The sequence below is a fragment of the Cylindrospermum stagnale PCC 7417 genome (assembly GCF_000317535.1).
Lineage (GTDB): Bacteria > Cyanobacteriota > Cyanobacteriia > Cyanobacteriales > Nostocaceae > Cylindrospermum > Cylindrospermum stagnale.
The window spans coordinates 5,128,734-5,154,478 of sequence record NC_019757.1 but is presented as its reverse complement, the minus strand read 5'-3'; the positions used below and the strand labels follow the sequence as shown (position 1 = coordinate 5,154,478).

Genomic DNA, 25,745 nt, shown 5'->3' with positions numbered 1-25,745 from the left:
TTCATAGTAGATAGTTGATCGGTTCACTTGCGTACATGCGACGCAAACCTGAACTAATGTGATAAGTTAAGAATCATTAAGTTACTACAAGCTAGGTTACTAGCCAATAGTACAGGTAATAGCATAACTCTGAGAAATACCGACTGAAACTAGACGGTAAGTTCTCATAATCTCAGCAGCTTGCGAGCGACTGAGAGTGTCAAAAAAACGTTAATTCCTCAAGGCAGTCGTTCATAGAGGAAAACCTCTAGGAAGGCGCTGCTCGGAAACCGTGGCAATTTTAGTAAAAAAGAGGATTTTAGTTCGATGACCATCGCAGTAGGACGCGCCCCCAGTTCTAGAGGGTGGTTTGACGCTCTAGACGACTGGTTAAAGCGCGATCGCTTCGTATTCGTAGGTTGGTCAGGGATACTACTGTTCCCCTGCGCCTTCCTAGCACTGGGTGGTTGGCTAACAGGTACAACCTTCGTCACATCCTGGTACACCCACGGATTAGCCTCCTCCTACTTAGAAGGAGCTAACTTCCTGACAGTGGCAGTATCCACCCCCGCCGACAGCATGGGACACTCCCTACTGTTACTCTGGGGACCAGAAGCTCAAGGCGACTTCACCCGTTGGATTCAATTAGGTGGTTTGTGGCCATTCGTCGCCCTCCACGGAGCCTTCGGTTTAATCGGCTTCATGTTGCGGCAATTTGAAATCGCCCGTCTAGTAGGGATTCGTCCTTACAACGCCCTCGCCTTCTCTGGCCCCATCGCCGTATTCGTCAGCGTCTTCTTGATTTACCCCTTGGGACAATCCAGCTGGTTCTTCGCACCTAGCTTTGGCGTTGCTGCTATTTTCCGCTTCCTCCTATTCCTACAAGGCTTCCACAACTGGACCCTCAACCCCTTCCACATGATGGGAGTAGCGGGTATCCTCGGTGGTGCGCTACTTTGCGCCATTCACGGAGCCACAGTTGAAAATACCTTGTTTGAAGATGGTGAAGGTTCTAACACCTTCCGCGCCTTCAATCCGACCCAATCGGAAGAAACCTACTCAATGGTGACAGCAAACCGTTTCTGGTCACAGATTTTCGGGATTGCTTTCTCTAACAAGCGCTGGTTGCACTTCTTCATGTTGTTTGTGCCAGTAACAGGCTTGTGGATGAGCGCCATCGGTATCGTCGGCTTGGCACTCAACCTGCGGGCTTATGACTTCGTCTCCCAAGAATTGCGGGCAGCCGAAGACCCAGAGTTTGAAACTTTCTATACCAAAAACATTTTGCTGAACGAGGGTATCCGCGCTTGGATGGCTCCTCAAGATCAACCCCACGAACAATTTGTATTCCCTGAGGAGGTATTGCCTCGTGGTAACGCTCTCTAACACAACTTCTGTTATGGGCGGTGGACGTGACCAAGAATCAAGCGGTTTTGCTTGGTGGTCTGGAAACGCCCGTCTAATCAATTTATCTGGTAAACTGCTTGGCGCTCACGTAGCCCATGCTGGTTTGATTGTTTTCTGGGCTGGAGCGATGACTTTATTTGAAGTCGCTCACTTCATTCCAGAAAAGCCCATGTATGAACAGGGCTTGATCCTCCTACCTCACCTCGCCACTTTGGGTTGGGGTGTTGGTGCAGGTGGTGAAATTTTCGACACCTTCCCCTACTTTGTTGTTGGTGTACTTCACTTAATTTCCTCAGCCGTACTGGGTTTTGGCGGTATCTATCATGCCGTTCGTGGCCCAGAAACCTTGGAAGAATATTCTTCTTTCTTTGGTTACGACTGGAAAGACAAGAACAAGATGACCAACATCATCGGGTTCCACCTGATTATCTTGGGAGTCGGTGCACTGCTGTTAGTACTGAAGGCAATGTTCTTCGGTGGTGTGTATGACACCTGGGCGCCAGGTGGTGGCGATGTTCGCGTCATTACCAATCCAACACTCAACCCAGCAATAATCTTCGGTTATTTGATCAAGTCTCCCTTCGGTGGCGATGGCTGGATTGTCAGCGTCGATAACCTGGAAGATGTCATCGGCGGTCACATCTGGATTGCCTTAATTTGTATTTCTGGCGGTATCTGGCACATCTTCACCAAGCCTTTTGCTTGGGCACGTCGTGCTTTTATCTGGTCTGGTGAAGCTTACCTTTCCTACAGCTTGGGTGCACTATCCTTGATGGGCTTTATTGCCTCCATCATGGTTTGGTACAACAACACCGTTTACCCCAGCGAATTCTTTGGTCCTACGGGTCCCGAAGCTTCTCAAGCGCAAGCTTTGACCTTCCTCATCCGTGACCAACGCCTAGGTGCTAACGTCGGTTCTGCACAAGGCCCCACAGGTCTAGGTAAATACTTGATGCGCTCTCCTACCGGTGAAATTATCTTCGGTGGAGAAACCATGCGCTTCTGGGATTTCCGTGGCCCTTGGTTGGAGCCTCTACGCGGCCCCAACGGTCTTGATTTGGAAAAAATCAAGAATGATATTCAGCCTTGGCAAGCTCGTCGCGCCGCTGAATACATGACTCACGCTCCTCTGGGTTCTTTGAACTCTGTGGGTGGTGTGGCTACCGAAATTAACTCTTTCAACTACGTGTCTCCTCGCGCTTGGTTGGCTTGTTCACACTTCGTCTTAGGCTTCTTCTTCCTCATTGGTCACCTGTGGCACTCTGGTCGCGCCCGCGCCGCTGCTGGTGGTTTTGAGAAAGGTATTAACCGTGAGACTGAGCCAGCCATGTTTATGCCAGACCTAGACTAGGTTGCAAAGTTACTTTCATCACTGACAATTAAATGGTTTCGAGGCTCTTGTGTTAAAGCAAGAGCTTTTTTTTGCTTTTGGATGTGAGAAAATCGAATTTAGTGCTGGGCAGCACGCTACAGGTAGGATGCGTAAAGAGACGCATCAGAACACCATTAAAAAAGCCCAAAATTAGGATGAATTTCCACGGTGCGTAAGTCCTAGTTTTTAATTTTAACCGCACCAGGTAGCTAAAGACGCCCAGTGAGGCACAGAGTCTTGATGAGGTAACTAACATGCAGAACTATAATTTTGATGCTTTGCGATGGACAACGGAAGCTAAAACAAAATTGCAGAATATTCCCTTTTTCGTTCGCCCCCAAGCTAAAGCGCGAATTGAGCAACTAGCACGTCAAGCAGGACAAGACATTGTGACAGGCGAATTAGTTGAACAAGCTAGGTTAGAGTTTGGACAATAGGGGAATGATGAAAAATTTTTACTTATGGGTGTGAGGGTGATTTTCTAGATTATTCTTTGAAGGAGTTATGAAGATGACAATTGCTCAAAATCGCGCTGATAGAGTCATGCTTTACAACATTAGCTGGCAACAATTTGAAAATCTTCTGCAAGATTTGGGAGAAAGTCGTGCTGCTAGAGTTGCTTATGATGATGGGACTTTGGAAATTATGACACCTTTACCAGAACACGAATATTATAAAAAAGTTATCAGTACTGCGGTTGAAGATATCGCTGAAGAATTAAATTTAGAATATGAAAGTTTGGGTTCTACCACCTGGAAGCAAGAACGCAAAATGGCAGGGGTTGAACCCGATGATTGTTTTTATTTTCAGAATGAAGCATTAATTAGGGGTAGGTTAGATTTAGATTTACGACGAGATCCACCTCCTGATTTAGCTTTAGAAATTGATGTTACTAGTAAATCTTTAGATCGGTTTTCAATTTATGCTCGTTTGGGAGTACCGGAAATTTGGTGTTATGACTCTGGTGAATTGAAGATTTATCTTTTGCAAAATGGGGAATATGTGGAGTCAGAGAAAAGTTTAGTATTTCCAAGTTTAAAAATTCGGGAATTACCAAATTTAATTGAGCAAAACCAGGCAAATGGTAGACGAGCAATTCGGCGGGCGGTGCGGGAGTGGGTAAAGAGTGCAAATTAATTACTTATATAGCCATCCTAAATTAAGATGTGTTCGCGTAGCGTGCCGTAGGCACCAAATCTCTTTGTTCTCTGCCTCTGCGCTCTCTGCGTCTCTGTGGTTCGTTAAAAAAATCCTGTAATGCCTCCGGCTCCCGTCAGGGATACACAACTCAAATAGGATTGCTATAGTAATTTGTTGAATTAAGATATAAGAGAAACTTTTGTAGGGTCTTACCCTTCGACCTAACTTACTCTACCTACTTGGATGATTAATTTTTTTATTAAAACTCTATATCATTACCATTTATAATTTCATATATATCTACATCTGGATTTATCTTAAATTCAATATTTGAAATCTCAATAAATAAAAAATGCTTAATTCCCGTTTCTTCAAAAAAAGAATTTTTATTTTCTCTTATCATATTTACACTGGCAGGTATCTTTATAGTTTTCCCTTTACTAGATTCTATGGTAATCGAATCTTCTATAACTGAGATTGTTTTTCCTTGCTTACCACTTAATATTGAATTTAAAATATCTTCCAAGTTTAAAGGGTTATAAGGTAATTGTTCTACACATTCTTTTAAATTATTATTATCCCAAAGGTGGGGTTTTTTATTTTTAGGATTGCAATAAGGTTTAATATTTTTTTCGCTATATTGATAGGCATCTTGATGCCATACGCAAGTCGAACCATACTTATCAAAACCCTTTAAGGAATGACCCGGTACATAATCGTTTATAAATAATTCCCATATAGCTGCTGATGCTGACCAATGACTTTGTCTTGTTAACTGATCATGAAAATGAGATTGATTCTTTTGCTCATAATCCCAAGTATAGCTAGATTTTTGCAATCTTGGATACTTAGCTTCAAACATAGAAATTTTCGCAGCATCGCCAGCACGAAATAATATAATTGCATCACATCCGAACTCTTTTTCTAAATCATCAGATAAAATTTGTGATTGACAATGAATGAAATTTCTCGCCAATAGACTATTACGCAAAAGTAATCTTGTATAACTCATAAGCGTAGATACATAATCTCGCTCATTTACAATACAACCATCACAAATATCTTGTCTGATATATTGGTCTAAACCATAAATACTTTTAGCTACTAGGGAACTTATTAAATCAGGATTTAAATTAGACTGTATATAGGGATAAAAGTAAGAATTAAAAAAATTAAACATTATTTTTTTAATGCTGTGAGCTTCACATATAACTTATTATACCCCTTAGTTTCCTAAAGCCAATAATAATGCGTAATTTAAGTAATTACGCTTAACTCTATAATAAAGTTAGGCTGAACCTTACCATACAGAAATCAGAAGTTTAATGTTTTCTAGGTCGTCCAACACTGGGATAGGCTTTTATGTAGATTTGAGCAAACTTGATATCCTCCTCAGATAAGTAAGGATAATCTTCGCGGATAACCTCTGGCGACTCTCCCCGGTCAAGTATTGCACCAATATGGCGAACAGTTAGCCGAGAATTAGGAAACACTGTTTCACCACCCATTATATTGGGATCAATGATTAAACGATTTTTCCATGCATTAAACCGTGCAATCATTTCTGACAACTCTCTTATAATAAATCCGAGTTGCAGGATAAAAAATTTTCCTACTTCAATAGTCGCTTCTTTTTGTTCCAAAGCTTCTACTAAACGCTTATATAAACGTGTTCGAGAATCAACTGAAAACTCAAAGTTTACATCCTTGAGAACACAAAGATATATCAATGCAGCAAACGGAAGTTGTAAAGGTTGAGAAACAGGTAAAACTTTGTATTCCAACTCTTTGTAAACCTTTTTTGTAGGTAACTCTACAAATGCGGCTGCTTCGTTAGGTGTGAAAATTGTCTCCATAAGCATTAGTGTTACCTCACAATTACTAAAATACACAACAAGTAGAATAACAACCTAAACATCTGGTGATTTTCAGGACTATTTATACTGTAGTTTTTAATTGTGAAAGTTAATTACTGAAAAGTATACCCTGTCTAGGGAATATTTTAGCATTTACAAGAGTGCGCTGACAAGTTTCTTGATCTGGTGTCAGGGATTCAATGACAGACAACCGCTGAATGAGGTACACAAGGGCAGGCAAGATGCCTACCCTACAATAGTTTTATTATTTATATTTGTACCTCATTTACCTGCACTATGCTGTAATTCTGGTTTTAAATTCCATGTTTGATTTAACTGGATGATTCAGCTTTAATAACTTTTAATTTTAAACTAACCACTTAACTGCTTCCTATATTCATTGCTGCTAAAACAGCCTTCTGGCTGACATCTTTATAAATTGTATTCAAATACTTCATTACCACATCACTAGATGGTGAATTTACTCCATTTTCCTCTTCTTTAGCTAGGGGAATTGTGCCTAATACATCTAATACCGTTTCACTACCGGAAGGTACAATTACTACCAAAGAAGACTCTAGTGGTTCATTATATTGCCAGAAAGATTCAATTTTTATTGAGTATTGGTTTTGAGGAATTGACTTTTGAACAGTTGGTGTTTCTTTTTGGGGAGATTCTACATTTTTAGCATTGCGTAATTGACGTAAATCACTGATAATTTGCTCTTTGGTACGTCCGCGCAATTGAAATAAAACAAACGGATCTTCACTAAAACGATCGCCTAACTGATAATAAACTGCACCGACGTGTTTACAAGGGTTTACCTTATCAGGACAAGAGCATTTACTCTGAACATCAGATAGGGTAAAAGGAAATAATGAAAGACCGTTACTTGTAAAAACGTCTTCGATATTTTGCGGCATTTCTCCTGCTAATAACTTAGCGGCAAAAATTGCCCTTTTCGACATACTTTCAATTACATAACCCCACTCTTCATCACTAAAGGGGTTAAGGGAAAGGGAAACTTTATAAGGTTCCACTTCACTACCTTGCACCCTAGCTAATACTTTTGCACCTTTAAAATCAATGCTCAAAACGTTCCCTTGGCGAGAATAGTTTCTTGCACGTTCTAGACGCTTTTTAAAACGATAGGAATCTAACAAATCTAGCCAGCGTTGTGACCACCATTCTCTACTTGCTTGTAGGGTTCCTAAAGGGTTTTGATTAGTCATTCTGCATCCTCATCAATTACGGCGCTGCGATCAAGTAGTAATAAATTACGGAGTTGGTCTGTGTCCATTTCCGTCAGCCAATCTTCACCCGCACCAACAACTTGTTCTGCTAGTTGTTTTTTACTTTCAATCATGTCATGAATTTTTTCTTCTAAAGTGCCAGTACAAACAAATTTATGCACTTGTACATTGCGGGTTTGACCAATGCGAAATACTCGGTCTGTGGCTTGATTTTCTACAGCAGGGTTCCACCATCTATCAAAGTGGAATACATGATTTGCTCTGGTTAAATTTAGTCCGACTCCACCTGCTTTCAGGGACAAAATCATAATTGGTGGCCCTTGGGGGTCATGTTGGAAACGGTCGATCATTTCCTCACGTTGTTTTTTACTGGTGCTACCATATAAAAACAATATTTCTCTGCCTAGTTGTTTTTCTAAATGGGGTTTGAGCAACTTACCCCATTCGGCAAATTGGGTAAAAATTAAAGCGCGATCGCCTTCAGCTAAAGCCACATCTAACATTTCCTCTAGCCGCTGAAGTTTGGCTGAATGATGTTGTTCTAATGTGGTTATTTTTAAATATTGGGACGGGTGATTGCAGATTTGTTTTAGCTTGACTAATAAAGCTAAAATCATCCCCCGGCGCTGCAATCCTGCTGCTGAATCTATCTCGGATAAAGACTCTTCTACCAATTGTTGATAAAGTGTTGCTTGTTCGGCACTGAGTCCGCAAAATACTGTCATTTCTTGCTTTTCTGGCAAGTCTTGAATGATGGCGCGGTCGGTTTTCAGGCGCCGGAGAATAAACGGCTGAACTAAGGAACGTAATTGATTTAAAGAAGCCACATCACCATACTTTTCAATTGGCATGGCAAACCGACGCTGGAAAAACTGCCGATTGCCCAAATATCCGGGATTGATAAAGTCTAAAATAGACCACAATTCTTGTAGTCTGTTTTCTACTGGTGTTCCCGTCAATGCTACGCGAAATGTAGTTTCTAATTGTCGGACTGCCTGGGACTGCTTCGCTTCTGAATTTTTGACATTTTGGGCTTCATCTAATACAACTGCTTGCCAAGTAATGCTCTGTAATGATTTAATATCCCGGTGAATCAGTGAGTAGCTAGTAATTACTAAATCGTACTTTTTGGCTGTTTCTGCAAACGTCTTACCTTTGGGGCGTTTATCACCGTGATATTGTAAAACTTTGAGTGTGGGGGCGAATTTCTTTACTTCCCTTTCCCAGTTACCTAAAACAGAAGTGGGACAAACTAACAAAGTTGGGTTTTCCAGTGCTTCTTGTTCTTTTAGGTGTAGGAGAAAGGCGATGAACTGGATGGTTTTTCCTAAACCCATATCGTCAGCGAGACAAGCACCTAATCCCCAACGTTCTAGGAAAGCTAGCCAAGCTGCACCCCTTTCTTGATAAGGTCGTAACTGCCCCTGGAAACTGGCGGGGGTGGGTAAAGGTTCAATGGACTGATTATTAGTTAGCGCCCCAATTAATTCTTGCAATGCCCCGGATGCCTCAAAACTGACTACTGGTAATTTTTCAATTACCTGAGTGTCGCCGTTACTGATGCGTAAGGCATCTTCTAAAGAAAGTGCCATTTGGTCTTTACGGGAGGCAAAAAAGGCTTGGGCTGTTTTGATGTCTTGGGGACGCAACTCCACCCATTCGCCGTTAATTTCTACCAGTGGGCTATTCAGCTTTACAAGTCGATCAAACTCGGTTTTAGAAATTGTTTGCCCACCAATTGCCAATTGCCATTGAAAATTCAACAGACTTTGCAATCCTAAGCGTCCCTGTTTTTGCTTTGGTGTTTCGACGGCAATTTTCAAACCCAAACGGTTTGCCCATCCTTCACGGTTCGCTAGACTCGGAGGCAAAATCACGCCTAAACCGCTATCTTCAAACCTCCAAGCAACTGATTTGATAAACTCATAAGCTTGGATGGGTGTGAGGTGAAAAGATTGGGGCGATTCGGTTTCTAAACTGTGTGATATCGCGGGATACAATCGAGAAGCTAACCCCAAACCCCACAAAAACGTTTCTTGCGGTTCTTCAATTATGCGATTTTGATAAACAAGTTGCTCAACCGGGTTTTGCCAAATAGTTGCCGCATCCACTAAAAAATTAGGATCATCTGCCGCTTGGAGGAAATATGCCAATGTCCAATTTGTTTCCCCATAAGCTGGAGAAAGCAGTTGAAAACAGGTGCGAAACAGAGTTTTTCCCGCTAGTTGATATTGCAGTGGCATTGTCCAAGCTTTCAGCGCCGCTTCTAGCCGTTCGACTCCAATTGCATCTGCTTTGACTGTGTTAGTTTCACTAGTTAAGGCTTGCAACCACTGCCGCACAGCAGATGGTAAAGATGCCATTATCTTGGTTTCGATTGGGGCTTGAAAACCCTGCATCTCACGCACTTGGGCATCTATTGTACTGTTGAGAAAGCCCAAAAGTAATTCTTGAGGTTGTATTGGCAAATTGATTGCTAAGTCAGAAGAAAAATACTCAGGACTATCTTGATAGGTGCGACAAGCTGATGGCATTTTCGCCGCAAATTTTTCCAACCGGGTAGCGTCTACAGCACTGTCTAGAAGGACTTGCCATTTAGCAGCTAGAGAACCATCTGTTTGCGGCTGGATGGTTGGTAAAAATTTAGACCGTGAAATTAAGTCTAAACTCCAGCGGGCAACCTGCGACCAATAGCGCAAATCTCCTCCCAAAAGGGCGTCTTCGCCGTCAGCTGCACTCAGGGGAATAGAAGCGAGAAATTTTATTGCTACGCTGGGGTTGAGACAAAAGCCCTCTACTCGCCACGGGTGAAGGTATTGTGGGGATTTTGCATCAACATCTAAGGTGACAGAATGCACTGGGGAAATTGTTGTTTTCCCGGATTCATAGCTTTCTGGGATATGAGTTGGGAGGGCAATTATTTGGGAGTGTGTCGGCAAGGTTTTTTCTGTAGCACTTGTACTTTTGCGTCCTCTCCCGCTACTTACAGGAACTTGGGGTTGTTGGATGAAGTTAGCAAGTTTATTGTGACGTAAGTGCAACCATTCACTCAATTCAACTGGCGTCATTGCCAAGGGATGTGGTGGTATATCTCTGGACGCAATCGACTCAGAATTTACCTCAGAAGATCGCCAAGTTTCTCCCCACACAAATAAACAACTATTTTGATTTTTTAGTAACCAACTACTGTGTAAAATTGCCATTTTTCAAGTTCTCAGATTTGCGCCAAACTAAAGCATTCAACTTGCTTGTTTTTTATTTTTAGTAATTCCCAATTTTTCTTTGGTCAAAAATCTAACTTTGGTTAAATTTAAATATAATTGCCTGTTGACTTTGAGTTCTGTTTTGAATCCTAGTAGCATGATCATATTTTACAGTCAAATGCCAACATAGTCTGGAAAAAATGACTTTGTCCGCCCCGGGGTAAATGTAAGTAATTAGTAGTAATTGTTAGCTTTTTGCCTACTGTTAATTAACCTTCAGCGACAAAGGCAGCAGATAAGTGGTTAGTGCATGTGTTAACAGACTGGTTAATGGTTGTGGATCTTTGTATGTAACAGAAGCCAGCCATAGTGCATAAATGTTAGGATTGCCACAGAGAGAGAATAGCGAAAGAGAAGGAAAAAAAACTGAATGGCAGAAGTTGATAAGTCAATATCCTTCGATGGACGGGATATTCGACTGAAGGTTGGCCTATTAGCGCCCCAAGCTGGTGGGTCTGTTCTGATACAATCAGGGGATACAGCTGTTTTGGTAACAGCTACGCGATCGCAAGCCAGAGAAGGCATTGATTTTCTTCCGCTCACAGTAGATTACGAAGAAAGACTATATGCAGCTGGTAGGATTCCCGGCGGGATCATGCGGCGTGAAGGTCGTCCACCAGAAAAAACCATTCTTACCAGCCGTCTGATCGACCGTCCCTTACGCCCTCTGTTCCCTTCATGGTTGCGGGATGACTTGCAAGTTATTGCCTTTACGATGTCAATGGATGAGCAAGTACCACCCGATGTCCTAGCCGTTACTGGCGCTTCAATTGCTACCCTGATTGCCCAAATTCCCTTTGATGGGCCAATGGCGGCAGTACGGGTTGGCTTGGTGGGAGATGATTTCATTATTAACCCCACCTATGCAGAAATTGAAGCCGGAGATTTGGATCTGATCGTAGCAGGTTCACCGCATGGTGTAATCATGGTAGAGGCAGGAGCCAATCAGCTGCCAGAGCGAGACATTATCGAGGCCATTGATTTTGGTTATGAAGCTGTGCGGGACTTAATCAAGGCGCAGCAAGACCTAATGGCAGAATTGGGTTTGGAAATAGTGCAAGCAACGCCGCCGGAGGTAGACCAGACACTGGCAAACTATATCCGCGATCGCGCAAGCAGTGAGATTAAGAAAATTCTGGCGCAATTTCATTTAACCAAACCTGAGCGAGATATTGCTTTGGATGCAGTTAAGGATGCGATCGCTACTGGACTGACTGAACTAGCAGAAGACGACCCGATTCGCGTTTCCGCAACTGCTGATAAGAAAGCACTTGGTAATACCTTTAAAGAGATTACCAAACAGTTTATGCGGCGTCAAATCGTTGAAGACAACGTTCGCGTTGATGGTCGCAAACTGGATGAAGTCCGTCCTGTTTCTTGTCAAGTTGGCGTTTTACCGAAGCGAGTCCACGGCAGCGGTTTATTTAACCGGGGACTAACCCAGGTTTTATCTACCTGCACCCTCGGCACACCGGGAGATGCCCAAAACCTCAACGACGACATGCAACTAGATCAATCCAAACGTTACCTGCATCATTACAACTTCCCGCCTTTTTCCGTGGGAGAAACCAAGCCGATGCGGGCACCAGGCAGACGGGAAATCGGTCACGGTGCCTTAGCAGAGCGAGCGATTCTGCCAGTGCTACCATCGAAAGAGCAATTCCCCTACGTAATCCGCGTCGTCTCGGAAGTGCTTTCTTCCAATGGTTCCACCTCGATGGGTTCGGTGTGCGGTTCCACCCTGTCTCTAATGGATGCTGGCGTCCCAATTCTCAAACCCGTTAGTGGTGCGGCAATGGGTCTGATTAAGGAAGGTGACGAAGTCAGAGTCCTGACCGATATTCAGGGCATTGAAGACTTTTTGGGCGACATGGACTTCAAGGTTGCCGGCACAGATGCCGGAATTACTGCCTTGCAAATGGATATGAAAATATCCGGTTTGTCTTTGGATGTTATTTCCCAAGCTATCCACCAAGCCAAATCAGCCCGGTTACATATTCTGGAGAAAATGCTCCAGACTATCGAAACCCCACGGACTGAAACCTCACCTTATGCTCCCCGTCTGTTGACGATTAAGATTGATTCAGACATGATCGGTCTGGTCATTGGCCCCGGAGGCAAGACGATTAAGGGCATTACCGAAGAAACTGGTGCAAAAATTGACATCGAAGATGATGGCACCGTAACGATTTCTGCTGTGGATGAAAGCAAAGCGAAGAGAGCGCGTAACATCATCCAAGGCATGACTCGCAAGCTGCACGAAGGGGATGTCTATGTAGGGCGTGTAACCCGGATTATACCCATTGGTGCTTTTGTGGAATTTTTGCCTGGAAAGGAAGGCATGATTCACATTTCTCAATTAGCTGACTACCGCGTTGGCAAAGTTGAGGACGAAGTCGCTGTCGGTGATGAGGTGATTGTCAAGGTGCGCGAAATTGACAATAAGGGTCGGATTAATCTGACACGTTTGGGTATCCACCCAGACCAAGCGGTTGCAGCGCGAGAAGCAGCAGCAGTAAATCGTTAAATCGATTGGGGATTTTAGATTTTGGATTAGGGATGAATCGCAAATCTAAAATCCGCGATGCCTAATATCAAGGCATCGCCGTATATTCTTTAACTAATTTGCATAATTGCCCGGTCTTCTACAAGCCGGGGAGGTAAGCGAGTAAAATACGAGACACCCCATAACTTATTTTACCGCTGGTAAAATAAGTTATGGGGTAGTTGATTTTTTAATCACCGCCGTTATCACCGCCGTCATCGTTTTGTGCCAAATGCTGGAAATTAATGAAAGCGGTATTTTTATCCCCAGAAGTAATCTCAGTTCCGCGCGCACCTTGAGCTGGCTGCTGCCAAGTACTCAAAAATGTACTTATACCTAATACAAATGCAAAAGCAATAGCTTTGGTATTCATCTTGATTCTCCTAAATAAGTTAATTATCGAAACTTGCGATCATACATCCGCAGAATGTAGGATAAGCAAACAACTCATAAGCTAATCGCATTTTCGGCTTGCTCTGCTTTCAGATATTAACAAAGCAGCTTCTATTACTTAGAACGATCACCAAGCGCAAAATATTCCAAAACTTGCAAAAAATTTTAGGGCGTTCAAACTAGAAGTCTTTCTCCTCCAATACCTGCATTCACCCTCCTAACCTCAACCAATAAATTTCACCAACCTGAGCATATTGAGAATCATGATTCACGCAAAGCTTTAACCGGATCAAGTTGGCTAGCACGTATAGCAGGCAAAAGACAAGCACCCATACCTACCAGCAAAGCTGAACCCAAAGACAACATGGCTGTTTGGCTCTCAAATCGATATGGCAAGCTAAATGTGTCAGCAATTACTAGCGTCAATCCATGCACTGAGATGATTGCAGCTATTCCTCCCACTAAGCTTAGAACTACTGCTTCCAAAATGAACTGCTGTAGTATCTCCAGCTTAGTTGCGCCAATAGCTCGTCTCAAACCGATCTCCGCAGTACGCTCAATCACAGCAGCTATTGTGATATTAGCAATACCAACACCAGCAATAAGCAGCGAAATCATTGCTACAGCAATCAGTCCCCGCGTAGCCAGTTCCAAAGTTTCTTGCTGCTGAATAATATCTTCTACATTATTTGCTCCAAAGATATCTGAGCCTGCAAGGCGTTGTTTTAATAATTGCGTTGCTTGCTTTTCCAGGTTCTTCAGATTTTTGAGCTTGTAGGGACGCATTGAAATTGCATCAATGCTTTGACTACCTGTCATGGAACTGTAAGTTGAAATGGGCATCAATAAACTACCTTGAGGTTGTTCTCCAATATTTAATTTAGTTTCAATAACTCCGACAATCATAAATAATCTCCCTGAAGTAAATATGAGTTTACCAATAGGATCTTTACCGGAGAAAATTTTTTCTTCCAAGAATTTATCAATCACTGCTACTGGTCGATAGTTAACGAAATCAGTAGGATTAAAAAAACGACCTTTTAACACTTTTCTACCAGAAGTGAGCAAGTAATTTTCAGAAACAGCCAGTATCAAAGCTTTACTTGTCCGATCCTGAAAGACGACTTGCTCAGAAATTACATAATTGTAAGCACTAATTACCTGAATATTTTTTATCCGTTTTTGTAGGAACTCCATATCCTCCAACTTTGGTTGCCTACCTTTTGCTTCTAAGATATAAACAGAGGCTTGCGGTGCTTCTCGCTCTGCCAACTGTTTAGTAATTACAGCACGACTAATACTACTTACCTGAAAAGTTGCATTCACCGCCGCTACACCCATAAATACGCCAAGAGTAGTTAAAGCAGAACGCAATCGATTACTGAGTAATGATTTAATAGTAAGGACAACAAGGTCTTGGAGAGAAAGACTCATATTCGGCAGCAGGAGAAAAAAGGAGTTAGGAGTACAAGGGTAACGGACTCTAGATAGGGAGAGGTAACTTACTCGGTGTTGGGTGAAGCAGGACTGTTGGACTGGTCATTTGATGAACCTTCTATTATTGGCATTCCTGGTTCCAGTTCAATTTCTGGCGCAGGCAGTATAACTTTATCACCTGCTTTTAAGCCAGATGTTACCTCTACAGTAGTTGCCCCCTCTACGCCTAAAGTCACAGTCTGTTTGTGAGCTTTACCTTGATTATCCTGTATCCAAACGTAGGGTTGGGCTTCAGAACGTTGAATTGCTTCTAACTTTAAAGTCACTACATTCTGACGTTGCTGTACAACGAGTTCCACACTGACTTGACTACCGGGAATTAAAGTGTTAGTTGGTTTATTTAGCTGCACAGTTACTGGTACTCTAGCTTGAGGTGATTGCCCAGCTGATTGGCTAGCTGCTGATACTTCAGAAGCAATAATCGCTTGAGGATAGACACTCTGCACTTTTCCAAGGAATGTTTTTGCATTGGGGCCAATAACTTTGATGCGAGCCAGTTGGTTAACTCGAACTTTAGCAGCTTCAAGTGTCCCAAGCTGAAGTTTCACCTCTTCTTTTGTGGTATCGCCTAGTGTAAGTAAAACATCACCAAACTTGATGCCATCGCCATTTTTCACTTTTAAGTCAAGAATTTTTCCTGTGATAGGTGCATTCACAATATTATTTTGTTGTCGCTTTTTGATCCTTTGTCGCTCTACTTGCAAGCGTTGAATTTCTTGGTTTGAAGTATTAACTGCTGACTGAGCTTCTCGCAATTCTGACCTAGCTGTTAAAATGTTATTTTGCTGTTCTAAAGAGCGTTGTTGCTCTAGACTTAGGCGCTGAAGTTCAGTTATTTGAGTGCTGGCTTCCAACTCTGCATCTCTCAAATTAGCCTCAGCCTGATTAAGTGCTGTTAACTCTTGTTGGAGAGCATTGCGAGAAATAACACCTTTTGCTGCTAAAAATTTAGAATTTTCAACTTTCTTTTGGTCGGTAGCAAGCCTTTCTTTTGCTTCAATAATTTTTTGGCGGCTACGTGCTATGCTAAGTCTCTGTTTTTCAATCTGCAATTGTTGTTGTTTATTCCGCTCTTCAGCTTCCTTGTAAGCAGCAGTCAGCTTTTCTTTTGCTTCGCCAACTTTCTGCTGATTGCGTAATAGGGTAAGTTCTTGTTGATGAATTAGTAAATCCTGCTCAGTCAGGCTAGTTTGTTCCTGTGGATTGCGAAGAATCAGCAACTGCTGACCAGACATAACGCGATCGCCAACTTTTACCAGTACACGCTCTACTGCAACTTCTCCTGGAGATTTTAGGCTTTGTTGATTCCCCATCTCTACGATGCCACTTTCATTAATTGTAATTTCAACATTGCCCCTATTAACAGTAATAATAGGCATTACAGGTGCATCAGTAGATTTATCATAATTTGATATGTAAAATAACCAACCACTAAAGCTGAGAAAAGTTAAAATACCCGACCAGGCTAACCATCGAGTTCCAGGTTTGAATCTATTTTTACTTTTACCTTGCTGCTCTGTAGCTAACATTTCAAATCCATTTATAGTTGCAAAGTTCTACGACAGTTTAAAAATCACAACTTCAGCAGTTTAAAAGTTGTAATTTTTTGCCTGCATATTCCAAAGCGTGGCATACTCGCCTTCGCGCTGTAAAAGTTCTTGGTGAGTGCCCTGTTCGATTAAACGACCAGCCTTGAGAACTAAGATGCGGTCAGCCATACGTACCGACGCTAGCCGATGAGTGATCAGGAGAGTAGTCTTGCCCTTAGCTAACTCAACAAAGCGATGATAAACTTCGTACTCGCTACGAGGGTCAAGCGCCGCAGTAGGCTCATCAAGAATCAATAACTGAGCTTGTGTCCGTACAAACGCTCTCGATAGAGCTAATTTTTGCCACTCCCCACCCGAAAGCTCTGTACCACCGAACTGCTTACCTAAAGGAGTATTTTCTTGAGTCGAAAACTTTTCGACTAATTCAAGCATACCAGCTTTTTCAATTGCATGTCTAAGAAGCTCTGGATGTTCTAAAGCTTTAAGGTCTCCCAAAGCAACATTTTCCCCCAGTGTAATGGCGTAGCGACCAAAGTCTTGAAATACTACTGCAATCTGCTGTCGCCAGTCATCTAGATTTAATTCTCTTAGATCTACACCATCAATCAAAATCGCTCCTTCTGTAGGGTCATACAGCCTGGTGAGTAACTTTACTAACGTGCTTTTGCCAGCTCCATTTTCCCCAACTATGGCTACTGTTTGATGAGGGTAAAGAGTAAAGGAAATATCTATTAAAGCCAAGCGATTGTCTGGGTAGCGAAAGTGAACTTTATCAAAAGTAATGCCAGAGTGAATCATATCTGGCACAGGTCTTCCTGGAATACACAGTGGCATTGATAATTCAGTATCTAGGAAGTTGAAAAACTGTTGCATATACAACAATGTTTCATAAAGTTCTAAACTAGCTTTGACAAATTCTTCAAGATTTCGCTGGAGGGCAGCCAGCGATTCTACAAACAGAAGTACACTTCCTGGACTAACTTGTCTTCTAAAAGCCTGTTGCACTACCCAGAAAAAGGCAAAACCATTTCCTAGCGTACTTATCAGGGCCAAGCCAGTCGTCCATAGAGCTTGCTTTTGCCGCAGATGTCGCATAGATCGGTGTAAAGATTGAAATGCTTGCAGGTAAATACCAATAAAAAATGAACCTGTCTTAAACAACCGCACTTCTTTAGCATAAGCATCAGTAAGCATTACTGATGTGCAATACTGCATTCGCCGAGCTTGTGGACTATTTTCAAACAGAGTTAACCAAATTTTCGTCTCATACTGAAAAGAAACAACTATCTGAGGTATGGCTGCGATCGCAATCACCAAAGGAATCCAAAACCCTAAGGGAACCAGTAAAACTATCATAGCTACCAAGGTAATGAACGACTGACCTCCTCCAGCTAAATTCTGAAGTAAATTCAGTGGCTGATAGCTAACTTCCTTTTGGAGAATTTGTAGCTCGTTATAAAACTCAGGGTCTTCAAAGCGGCTCAAATCTGCAAAAGTATCTGCTTTATGCATTAAACGTAAGCTAATATGAGCCGTTAGCTTATCATTAATATTACCCTGAACTGCTTGTACCCAAGGGTTTAGAAGGAAATCTAATAGGAAAGCTCCAACCCATCCTATTACTAAAATACCAATTGATAATTGCCCTAAATTCTCACCTTGAGTCAAAGCTGCTGCTACTGTATCTACTACTAACTTGCTAATCCAAATGCTTAATGCTGGAACAAGCCCCTGCAACAGAATAGCAGCAGCTAGAAAGATGGTCTCCCTTGGAGCCGCTTTCCATAATAATGTTAAAGCCCGAAATAAAACTTTTGTGGATTTACGTAGAGAATCAAGCCATTCTTGAAAGCCAATCATTAATTTAATCCTTTTTTATAAGCCTTCTTATGATAAATTAGTTTTGGATAAAACTAAAGTTCCAATTTAGCGGCTTGGCTTGTAACCTTGACTCTTTTGACTCGATTTAATGCTTTTAAGTACCAGTTACTAATTATTTCCTTTAAAAAATTTAACTTAATCAGAATAGGAACTTTGTGACTAGCTCTAGTCGTCCCGTTAGTCAGTCCATGACAATCATATAAAACAAGCTTTATAAGCCACTCTGTACTTAATTTCACTGGTTATTAGAGGATGATTGAGAAGTCTAATTTATTACTTAAATGGGCGAATATAATTCGCGACTACACAGACAAAACCCACCTATGTGGGTTTGAGACCCTTGATTTTTCAGTCTTTCCGCGCAGGCTTTGTTTGTGTAGTAGCGAGTTATATTCGCCTAAAAGTTTTTAAACAACCTCTAAGCCTTTTGATGAGCTATAACCTTAATTTTCTCGTCATCAATTCTAACAACTTGGAGCAAAATAAACGAACTGAAGGATTTATTTTAAACGGCAATCAATTTTCTAAAGTGATATTCAAAATTATCCACTTCACGAAAGGGTGTATCACTAATTTCTACCCATGCATGGGCTTGAACTGGTTCATTAGATACACCTACACACCAGGTTGATGACAGACCTTTAGTTAGTGCAAAGAGCACAAAAGCCAAAGAAAATTCTAGACATGCTAGTCTTCCTAATAGCAAAAAATTCGACTTACGTACTGCTGCCCATACAATCTCTGCCTCCTCATATGTGATTTCACGCAAGCAGTATCTCTTGAGTACGCTAAGAATTTTACTAATTCTAAAAATACTCAAACAACGTATAGCTATGTATGCAACTATGACAACAAATAGACCTGTTAAGCGCTCACTCCATTTTAAATTTATGTCAATAGGAGTTAACGACATTCTATCATCCATAATATCTCTCTCCCTGTTTAAAATCAAAAACTGAGTTTTTCCTGTAAATACAGCACTTTGCACGACCAATTGGTACAGGGTTTATCTTGGTTTTTAAACTTATTTGCCTAATTATTGTGCCTGACCATTACGCAAAGTGCTGTATATAGCATCATATTTTTATTCAGCTTTGCTTGATGGTATACATAAAATTATGGTTTCGCGCATCAAAAGACTTAATTAGAAAATATCGAAGCATCACCAACAATTTAATTTTTTCATAGATTACTTCTTTTTATTTCTAGCAGTCCAGCTTTTAGAAGACGGTCTACTAGAGCCTCCATATCTTTTAAAACAACAGTAGAAGAACATTCATATAAATCTGAAATTTCTTTCAGCGTCTCTTCAACGGAGTCAGATTTTACTAATAACTTCCAAAAATCAGCCGCACTATCATTCAAAGCATAATAAATATTTTTTTTGGCATCTAATAAGACTGCACTTTCTTCAAAAAAACTTGTGTAAATGTGATGTGGAATAGAAACTTCTTTCATGAATTTACTCCTATTAATAACTAAAGCTAAAACTTTGTCTTGTTTTAGTATGGTAGTAAAGGACTTCGTTAAGAGCAAAAAATAACCCACCTTAATATTCAACTTTATTTCAGGACAATTCTGCAACTTTTGCTGTTTTTAGAAATCCTCTTTCGACCAAAAACTATAATTGTTTTGCGCCAATCGACGTAACCAAATTTCAAGTGATAGTGTAGTATTGAAAAATGACATATTATCAGACAATCGTATACTAAAATATTGCATGGCAGTTTGTAATTTTTTTATGTCTACTAGTCCCATATCAGCTAAAAGAGAGGTATTTAAAATTTCTTTGATTATATGTCGGTTTTCTCGAAAACCAATTAACTCATCTGCTGTATATTCCCCTTTAGTATTACGTTTAAAGATACTCTGCGGTAAATCCTGCTGAAATGCTTTGATTAAAAGTGGTTTGTAGGCAAATGGACTTGTCCGCTCTTCTGGTTTTGCAGACAGACAGGCATCAATTACCGAAGAATCAAGAAAAGGAGATTCTAAATTGACATCATAAATATCGGCTACCTGCTGTTCAGCTTTAATACTAGACCCCATCCCTTGAATAATAGCTATAGCTTGATGTTCACCAGGATTATCAGCAAAAGGTGTCGCTATTAGTGCCCACTTGTATAGTTCTTCCAAAACTAAATCTACTAACTTATTGGTATACCAACTAGTAGACTTAGGAAGAGAATCCCAAGTGATAGTTTCCTCAAGATTAGTTAGATTATTAGATGTTGTAACTAGTAAAGTTTTGTTTTTAATTTTCTGCATTAGCCACTGCTGATAAGAACTAAAATTTAGGTTTATAGAACTCATTATCAATGGGAGTGGTGAACAAGTTGCTAATCTTGACCATCCTAAAATGTGCTGCAAAAATCCTATAATTTTTGCTTGCTTTAATAGATCCACGCAATAAGAACAACTCGATGAAAGTACTGCATCTCCACCTTCTCCATTAATATGTAATTGAGAGCCGCTTAATTTGACAATTTCCATTTTATAAATAATTCTTGCCATATCAAGAACTACTGGATCTGGTATATCTATTAAAGGAACTGATTCCAAACCACTATATTCACTAGGAAGATTAAAATCCTCAACCATTACAGGATTAATATTTGGATAAAGACTAGCTGCTTGCTGGGCATATTTGACGTCCGATGATTGAATGGCACTCAAAGTTTTCTCGGTTATTGTAACCAATTGTTTACTCTGATTTGCTAAAGCTTTGGAGGCTATTAAAGCCAGAGTCGTAGAGTCAAAACCACCGCTCAAATCGCTAGATATATTGCCGTATAAGTTGACTCTTCCCTCGACAGCAGTTAGCAACTGTTCATGCAGATATTCAGCCGCATCAGAGAAACTCTTATATTCCTGCGGTTTATACCAATAGCGCTTACATGCCAGTTTTCCTGATGAAATATGTAAATAGTGACCGGGGGGAATAGGCTGCACACCGCAGAAGGGAGTACGTTTTTGTACTAGACTTAGTGTCCCCGAACCTGATAAAAAAGTAGCAAGCCAAGACTGATCTACTTCAGTTTTCAGCAGTTGTTGTAGGGCTATTGCTAATGAAGAGTAAGTGATGACAGAATTATGAACTGCATAAAATGCAGTTTTTACACCAGCAGAATCGACAAATACATATGTATCAGCATTATCTTGAACAATTAAATTATATATGCCTGGCAGTCTCATGAGTTGGCTATACTCACTTTCTCTGACGGCTTTCTTAAATAACTTAACCACAGTTTCATATGATGCAAGACAACTACCAATTATGGCTAGTTTAACCAAGGATTCAGAAAATTTTATTACCTGCCTTTTTTTCCAATCTCCACAGAGCCACAAGTAATTAGTATCTTCCCAAAGTAACTTTCCATTAGATGGTTTGGGAAGGTTTGTTAGAAGACAATCATCCTGGATTACAAAACCACAAAACCAATGTTTCATATTATTTTAGTTTTATTCAATAGTTGATTAACATTTTTTTGGTTTTACTGATTTAGGAAAATCTTAGATATTGCGACTTTAGAAAATAAAGATGTAATGCTATTAGCTTAATTACAAATGTAAACTAATACAAAATTACTGCTTTATTAACATGATCTTGAAGCAGTAATGTCAGTAAATTTTTTATTTTAAGAAATTTACAAAAGGGTGAAGTAAAGTGAAAATTAGTGCTAACTTACTTCATTTTCTTCACCCAATTTTTTTACGAATGACAGTTAGCTACTTAAGTAGCTAAAGTTGAGCAAAAGATTAGCAAATTGGCTTTGAGGCAGTTATTCTACTTCAGTGCCAACGGTAGTAGTAACGGCGGTGGTGTTCTCGACGTCCCCAACGATGATGACCTAAAGTTGTTCTAACTGCATCACCTATCTCAATAATTTCAGGCTGAGAGTACTGTTTTTTTGTTGGATTTAGCGTTGTCATTTGAAAACCTCCAAATGATTGAGTTAATAAGTAAGTTGGGTGGAATCAAACCTTAGCTAATCTGCTCCATAAAGCTAATACAAAGCCTGACTTAGCCTGATATTGAGGTTTAATTTCTGCTTCAACACAGGGCGTCGGGGTCTTTGGCTTCACAGATTAGGCATAAAGCAACTAAATAGTGTCTCCAACCTTCATCACACATAGGATCACTCAGATTTAAAAAACTGTAAAAACAAGTGAAACGTAAGTGTATGAGCCAGAGTCTAGATAAAATAGTTGCTCATAGCCAGACTTCCTTTTCTACCTGTGAACTTCATTATTAGCAGTTCTTATTTCTGATAACGAATACCAAAGGTAAATTATTCCAAGACTTGCAAAAAAAAAAATCTGTGGTTTTATGGGATAAATCTTTTATGCCCTGAACGTGTTCTCTAAAATCCAGGAATTTTAGCTACCAATACTTGCTTTAGGGAGTTTACAGGCTTTATTCTACGCTAAAGCAAGGAAGACTTACCCTAGCTCTTTAGGATGTTTGCATTCTTAAAATCACAACCAGGATATACAAGCTGCAAGTGCAAAATATTTATTTACATTTCTATATATTCAGGCTCAAAGATATTTTGCAGTTTACCAACTCAACAATACTGGTGTTTTGCACTAGAAACTTTTGCTCACTCTTGTTCTAAGTGCAAGGTCTCATCTAATACTGCATTTGTAAATTTTATACTTTCCCAGTAAGTCTGGTAAGCTGCTACTGGAACTGTCAACACATCACTCCAAGCTTTCTCTTGCTGATGAAACTTTTGAATTGCTGAGTCTTTGGCAGCATCTAAGCTCCCACTTATTAGTCCTAAGCTATAAGTTTCTGGCACTGCTGGTAGTTCCTCCGCTAACCCCTGATAATAGTCTCCTACTGCCAGCAGGTAATCATAAATCTTGCGGGAGAGCCTTTTTCCAACTGGTTGTAGTAAGTTACAAGCTAATGCAGGAACAACATGCCAAGTCTCAGCTAGTAAATCTTGTCCAACCGCAGACACATCTGAAGGAATCAACAAATCCACATTATTGAGAAACTCTGTTTTTACAGATAACAACATCACAAAAACAATTGCCCACTGCTGTTCTTCTTCTACTGATGATTCAGGTTCTTTGACAATCATCACATAGCGCGGTAGTGAGTTCCCTGCTAAAAACCTTTGCACTGAAGAGGGGTACAATGTTTGTTGCTCTTTATTTGAGAACTCTAGAGGACTTCGCACCACACGGCTCACTTCCCAGATTTCTCCAGGCTGTGGAATTGACATGTTACTACTTTGTGTATTATTCCTATTTATACGCATAAGTTTGTAATACCCAACGAAGATATCTGAGTGTCGGGGATTCTAAGAGGATGTTTGAAAAGTATCAAAATTGATCGAGATCCCCCCAACCCCCCTTAAAAAGGGGGGCAATAAACTCTTAAAGTCGCCCGGAAGGGGAGCCAGCGCGGTCTTGGGGGTCTCCACGCCACATGCTTCAAGTCGGCGGAGCCGCCCAACGCAGTGGCTCCCCATGAGCGACTGGCGTGGATTTAGGGGGATCTACGAGTGTTATATTTATCATAAACAACTTTTCAAACATCCTCTAAGTGTGATTATGTTTATATATTCGTTAACGAACGAGCACGTCCGATTATAACGACTCGTTTAAATCTTTACAAATTTGAGCAACAACGAATTTATGAGTTATTGATTTACCATTGATTTCTTGAGTACTGTTGTGTTGCTTTCTGCTTGCCAATTGCTTGCTGTTTTTGCTTAACGTTTTCAAATTCGAGTAATCCTAATGCCTCAGCAATTCGTTCTACAAGTTCCTGCCACCGCTTGCAGACTTTACTTTGGCTAACTCCTAGTTCAGCTGCAATATGCGTTTGTGTTTTTCCTTCAATCTTCCCTTGCCACAGCTTGAGATATTTTTGATGAGGATATTTTTGATCAAGTTGGTGAATCGCTTCTACCGCTTTTATAATTAAATCTGCACGCTCTGCTGCGTCTAAAGCATTATATTCATCAGGAATCGTATCTAGCAGAACTATATCCGTCTCAGGAATAGCGCAATCTAAACTTTGACAGTTTCGTAGTTTTTCTTTGCGAACAAAATCAATGACTTCACATTTAGCGACTGTAAAAGCCCAGTGATAAAACTGTTCCACGTCCCTTAACTGAAATTTTCCAGCTTGAATAGTCTGGAAAAGTTTTAAATGAACTGCCTGAACAGCATCTTCCCAAGATAAGCTTGTGCCCCTAGTGTATTTACGAGCAATCTGCTCTAGTTTGTGGCAATAGTACGAGTCGCGGAGAATTTCCTGGTAATAACACGCTGATAGCTGTCTTGATATCATCTGACACGTCCTTCTAGCTTGGACATTGTGGGTCTTGGTGTAGTTTTTGCTTAAACCGCTGTGAAGTCAAACCCAATTATGTACCAATGGCAGCATGTCTAAAATTTGTTCTAATCCTTTGATCTTTCTGGTACAAGGGTTTGCTTGCTACCAGTAGACACTACAAACCTTACCGGAAGAACTGTGAAGTACTTTATGATAATTGGTGCTAACCTGCGTTCTAGGGCTAACTATAATGTAGGGAGGTTCGGGTTTAACCAAGCAGTTAAAAGTGCTTTAAATCCTTGAACTAGATGCTGACTATGCTTGCAGTCTTAGAACTACAACCAGTAGTATTCGATTACTTTCTTTGTTAGAATTACCCCTTGTTGAGATTTTTATAACAGCGATACTACACCTTTTTATAAAAAACAATTATCAGGATTTAGATGGAGGTAGTGCAGATAAAACATCATTCCAAAGTGATGATATTTTACTTCTTTAGGTACATGAGAATCAGACAAACATAACTGCTGAGTAAGCAATGTTCAGATGTTAAGATACCTTAGCTTACATTCTGTAGATTTGTAAAAGAACACTTATATTTATTGAGATTACCACCCTGTTATCCATTGGAAGCGGAGGCTACTATCTTCATTAACTGAGCCAAAATCAACGCCAAATTTAATACCCCTCATATCATGTCCAATTGAGTAGTTATAATCAAAATGGAATAGTTGCAGAGTATCTAATCTAGGTCTCTGATGGGAATACTTCAGACAAATGACTTTCAGTCTTCGGGTGACTCGACTGGAACATTGGGAAGCCGATCTGATTGAACAAAAAGACTGAAAAAAAACTCAATTTCAGGCTAATTAATTTGAATTTTATCTGTTTGTTTTTATCATTATAGCCTGCGAAAGCATGCTTTGTTCTAGTAGCTGCGACTTCAGTTGTTTGGCTTCCGAGTTAATATTTTGAATCAGGAATAAAGTTTAGCCTCCAACTTTTTCAAAATCTGCTTAGGAGCGTTCTTATTTCCTTTGATAAACTTCCAAGCAGCAAAACCTGCACCAAATGCAACAACAGCCGCCCCTCCAGTCATCACACCAACGCCAGCAAGAGCAGCCATAAGCGCTAGATGAACCTGCTTTTATTCTTTAGTGTTTACACTTATAAGCCTTCTCCCGTCAGGCTTGGTTTTGGTAGCCAAGCCACTGTGTTGGGGAGGCAGCACTCGACTAGGGTTAAGAGGTATAAAGCGACTGCCGTCGGCGGAGCCGACTTGAAGCAAGTGGTGCGTGAGTTCACTCGTCC

The 25,745-nt window shown here is 40.7% G+C and carries 20 protein-coding genes; 5 read left to right on the top strand and 15 right to left on the bottom strand.

Annotation, left to right across the window (positions count from 1 at the left end; all coding sequences use genetic code 11):
* Nucleotides 1–306: 306 nt before the first annotated feature.
* The 4 genes from psbD to CYLST_RS21505 all read left to right on the top strand — a co-directional run bounded on the left by psbD (nucleotide 307) and on the right by CYLST_RS21505 (nucleotide 3,895).
* On the top strand, nucleotides 307–1,365 hold the full coding sequence (psbD, locus tag CYLST_RS21520; protein WP_015206017.1) for a photosystem II D2 protein (photosystem q(a) protein): 1,059 nt from the start codon (nucleotides 307–309) through the stop codon (nucleotides 1,363–1,365).
* Entirely contained in the window at nucleotides 1,349–2,737 is a 1,389-nt protein-coding gene (psbC, locus tag CYLST_RS21515; protein WP_015209856.1) for a photosystem II reaction center protein CP43, read from the top strand. The genes psbD and psbC overlap by 17 nt, the downstream gene beginning before the upstream one ends.
* Nucleotides 2,738–3,012: 275 nt before the next feature.
* A complete protein-coding gene (locus CYLST_RS21510) occupies nucleotides 3,013–3,195 on the top strand; it encodes a PCP reductase family protein (RefSeq protein ID WP_015209855.1) in 183 nt (60 codons plus the stop codon).
* 73 nt (nucleotides 3,196–3,268) lie between these two features.
* The gene (locus CYLST_RS21505) at nucleotides 3,269–3,895 is read left to right on the top strand and encodes a Uma2 family endonuclease (RefSeq protein WP_015209854.1); all 627 of its coding nucleotides are present in this window, start codon (nucleotides 3,269–3,271) and stop codon (nucleotides 3,893–3,895) included.
* Between the two features lie 262 nt (nucleotides 3,896–4,157).
* On the opposite strand, the gene CYLST_RS21500 is transcribed toward CYLST_RS21505, so the two are convergent.
* The 4 genes from CYLST_RS21500 to CYLST_RS21485 form a co-directional block, all read right to left on the bottom strand.
* Entirely contained in the window at nucleotides 4,158–5,078 is a 921-nt protein-coding gene (locus CYLST_RS21500) for a hypothetical protein (RefSeq protein ID WP_015209853.1), read from the bottom strand.
* Between the two features lie 142 nt (nucleotides 5,079–5,220).
* A complete protein-coding gene (locus CYLST_RS21495; RefSeq protein ID WP_015209852.1) occupies nucleotides 5,221–5,760 on the bottom strand; it encodes a DUF433 domain-containing protein in 540 nt (179 codons plus the stop codon).
* A 374-nt stretch (nucleotides 5,761–6,134) separates the two neighbouring features.
* Nucleotides 6,135–6,986 (bottom strand): SWIM zinc finger family protein, encoded by an 852-nt coding sequence (locus CYLST_RS21490; protein WP_015209851.1) that lies wholly within the window; start codon nucleotides 6,984–6,986, stop codon nucleotides 6,135–6,137.
* Entirely contained in the window at nucleotides 6,983–10,210 is a 3,228-nt protein-coding gene (locus CYLST_RS21485; protein WP_015209850.1) for a DEAD/DEAH box helicase, read from the bottom strand. Before CYLST_RS21485 ends, CYLST_RS21490 begins: the two co-directional genes overlap by 4 nt.
* Before the next feature lie 430 nt (nucleotides 10,211–10,640).
* Here CYLST_RS21485 and CYLST_RS21480 point away from each other — a divergent pair, with 430 nt between their 5' ends.
* On the top strand, nucleotides 10,641–12,797 hold the full coding sequence (locus CYLST_RS21480; RefSeq protein WP_015209848.1) for a polyribonucleotide nucleotidyltransferase: 2,157 nt from the start codon (nucleotides 10,641–10,643) through the stop codon (nucleotides 12,795–12,797).
* A gap of 208 nt (nucleotides 12,798–13,005) precedes the next feature.
* Here the strand turns inward: CYLST_RS21480 and CYLST_RS21475 are convergent, their stop codons facing one another.
* From CYLST_RS21475 to CYLST_RS34755, 11 genes are all read right to left on the bottom strand, one after another.
* Nucleotides 13,006–13,188, bottom strand: coding sequence for a hypothetical protein (locus CYLST_RS21475; RefSeq protein ID WP_015209847.1), 183 nt, complete (start codon nucleotides 13,186–13,188; stop codon nucleotides 13,006–13,008).
* Between the two features lie 281 nt (nucleotides 13,189–13,469).
* Entirely contained in the window at nucleotides 13,470–14,642 is a 1,173-nt protein-coding gene (locus CYLST_RS21470; protein WP_015209846.1) for an ABC transporter permease, read from the bottom strand.
* 68 nt (nucleotides 14,643–14,710) lie between these two features.
* The gene (locus CYLST_RS21465; RefSeq protein ID WP_015209845.1) at nucleotides 14,711–16,234 is read right to left on the bottom strand and encodes an efflux RND transporter periplasmic adaptor subunit; all 1,524 of its coding nucleotides are present in this window, start codon (nucleotides 16,232–16,234) and stop codon (nucleotides 14,711–14,713) included.
* Nucleotides 16,235–16,294: 60 nt separating this feature from the next.
* The gene (locus tag CYLST_RS21460; protein ID WP_015209844.1) at nucleotides 16,295–18,115 is read right to left on the bottom strand and encodes an ABC transporter ATP-binding protein; all 1,821 of its coding nucleotides are present in this window, start codon (nucleotides 18,113–18,115) and stop codon (nucleotides 16,295–16,297) included.
* A gap of 526 nt (nucleotides 18,116–18,641) precedes the next feature.
* Nucleotides 18,642–19,124 (bottom strand): lasso peptide biosynthesis B2 protein, encoded by a 483-nt coding sequence (locus tag CYLST_RS21455; RefSeq protein ID WP_157162622.1) that lies wholly within the window; start codon nucleotides 19,122–19,124, stop codon nucleotides 18,642–18,644.
* A gap of 194 nt (nucleotides 19,125–19,318) precedes the next feature.
* The gene (locus CYLST_RS21450; protein WP_015209842.1) at nucleotides 19,319–19,594 is read right to left on the bottom strand and encodes a PqqD family protein; all 276 of its coding nucleotides are present in this window, start codon (nucleotides 19,592–19,594) and stop codon (nucleotides 19,319–19,321) included.
* A 138-nt stretch (nucleotides 19,595–19,732) separates the two neighbouring features.
* A complete protein-coding gene (locus tag CYLST_RS21445) occupies nucleotides 19,733–21,586 on the bottom strand; it encodes an albusnodin/ikarugamycin family macrolactam cyclase (protein WP_015209841.1) in 1,854 nt (617 codons plus the stop codon).
* A 342-nt stretch (nucleotides 21,587–21,928) separates the two neighbouring features.
* On the bottom strand, nucleotides 21,929–22,069 hold the full coding sequence (locus CYLST_RS34760; protein ID WP_015209840.1) for a hypothetical protein: 141 nt from the start codon (nucleotides 22,067–22,069) through the stop codon (nucleotides 21,929–21,931).
* Nucleotides 22,070–22,740: 671 nt separating this feature from the next.
* The gene (locus tag CYLST_RS21440; protein ID WP_015209839.1) at nucleotides 22,741–23,373 is read right to left on the bottom strand and encodes a hypothetical protein; all 633 of its coding nucleotides are present in this window, start codon (nucleotides 23,371–23,373) and stop codon (nucleotides 22,741–22,743) included.
* Nucleotides 23,374–23,801: 428 nt separating this feature from the next.
* Nucleotides 23,802–24,449 (bottom strand): RNA polymerase sigma factor, encoded by a 648-nt coding sequence (locus CYLST_RS21435; RefSeq protein ID WP_015209838.1) that lies wholly within the window; start codon nucleotides 24,447–24,449, stop codon nucleotides 23,802–23,804.
* A 961-nt stretch (nucleotides 24,450–25,410) separates the two neighbouring features.
* On the bottom strand, nucleotides 25,411–25,560 hold the full coding sequence (locus tag CYLST_RS34755; protein WP_015209837.1) for a hypothetical protein: 150 nt from the start codon (nucleotides 25,558–25,560) through the stop codon (nucleotides 25,411–25,413).
* Nucleotides 25,561–25,745 lie beyond the last annotated feature (185 nt).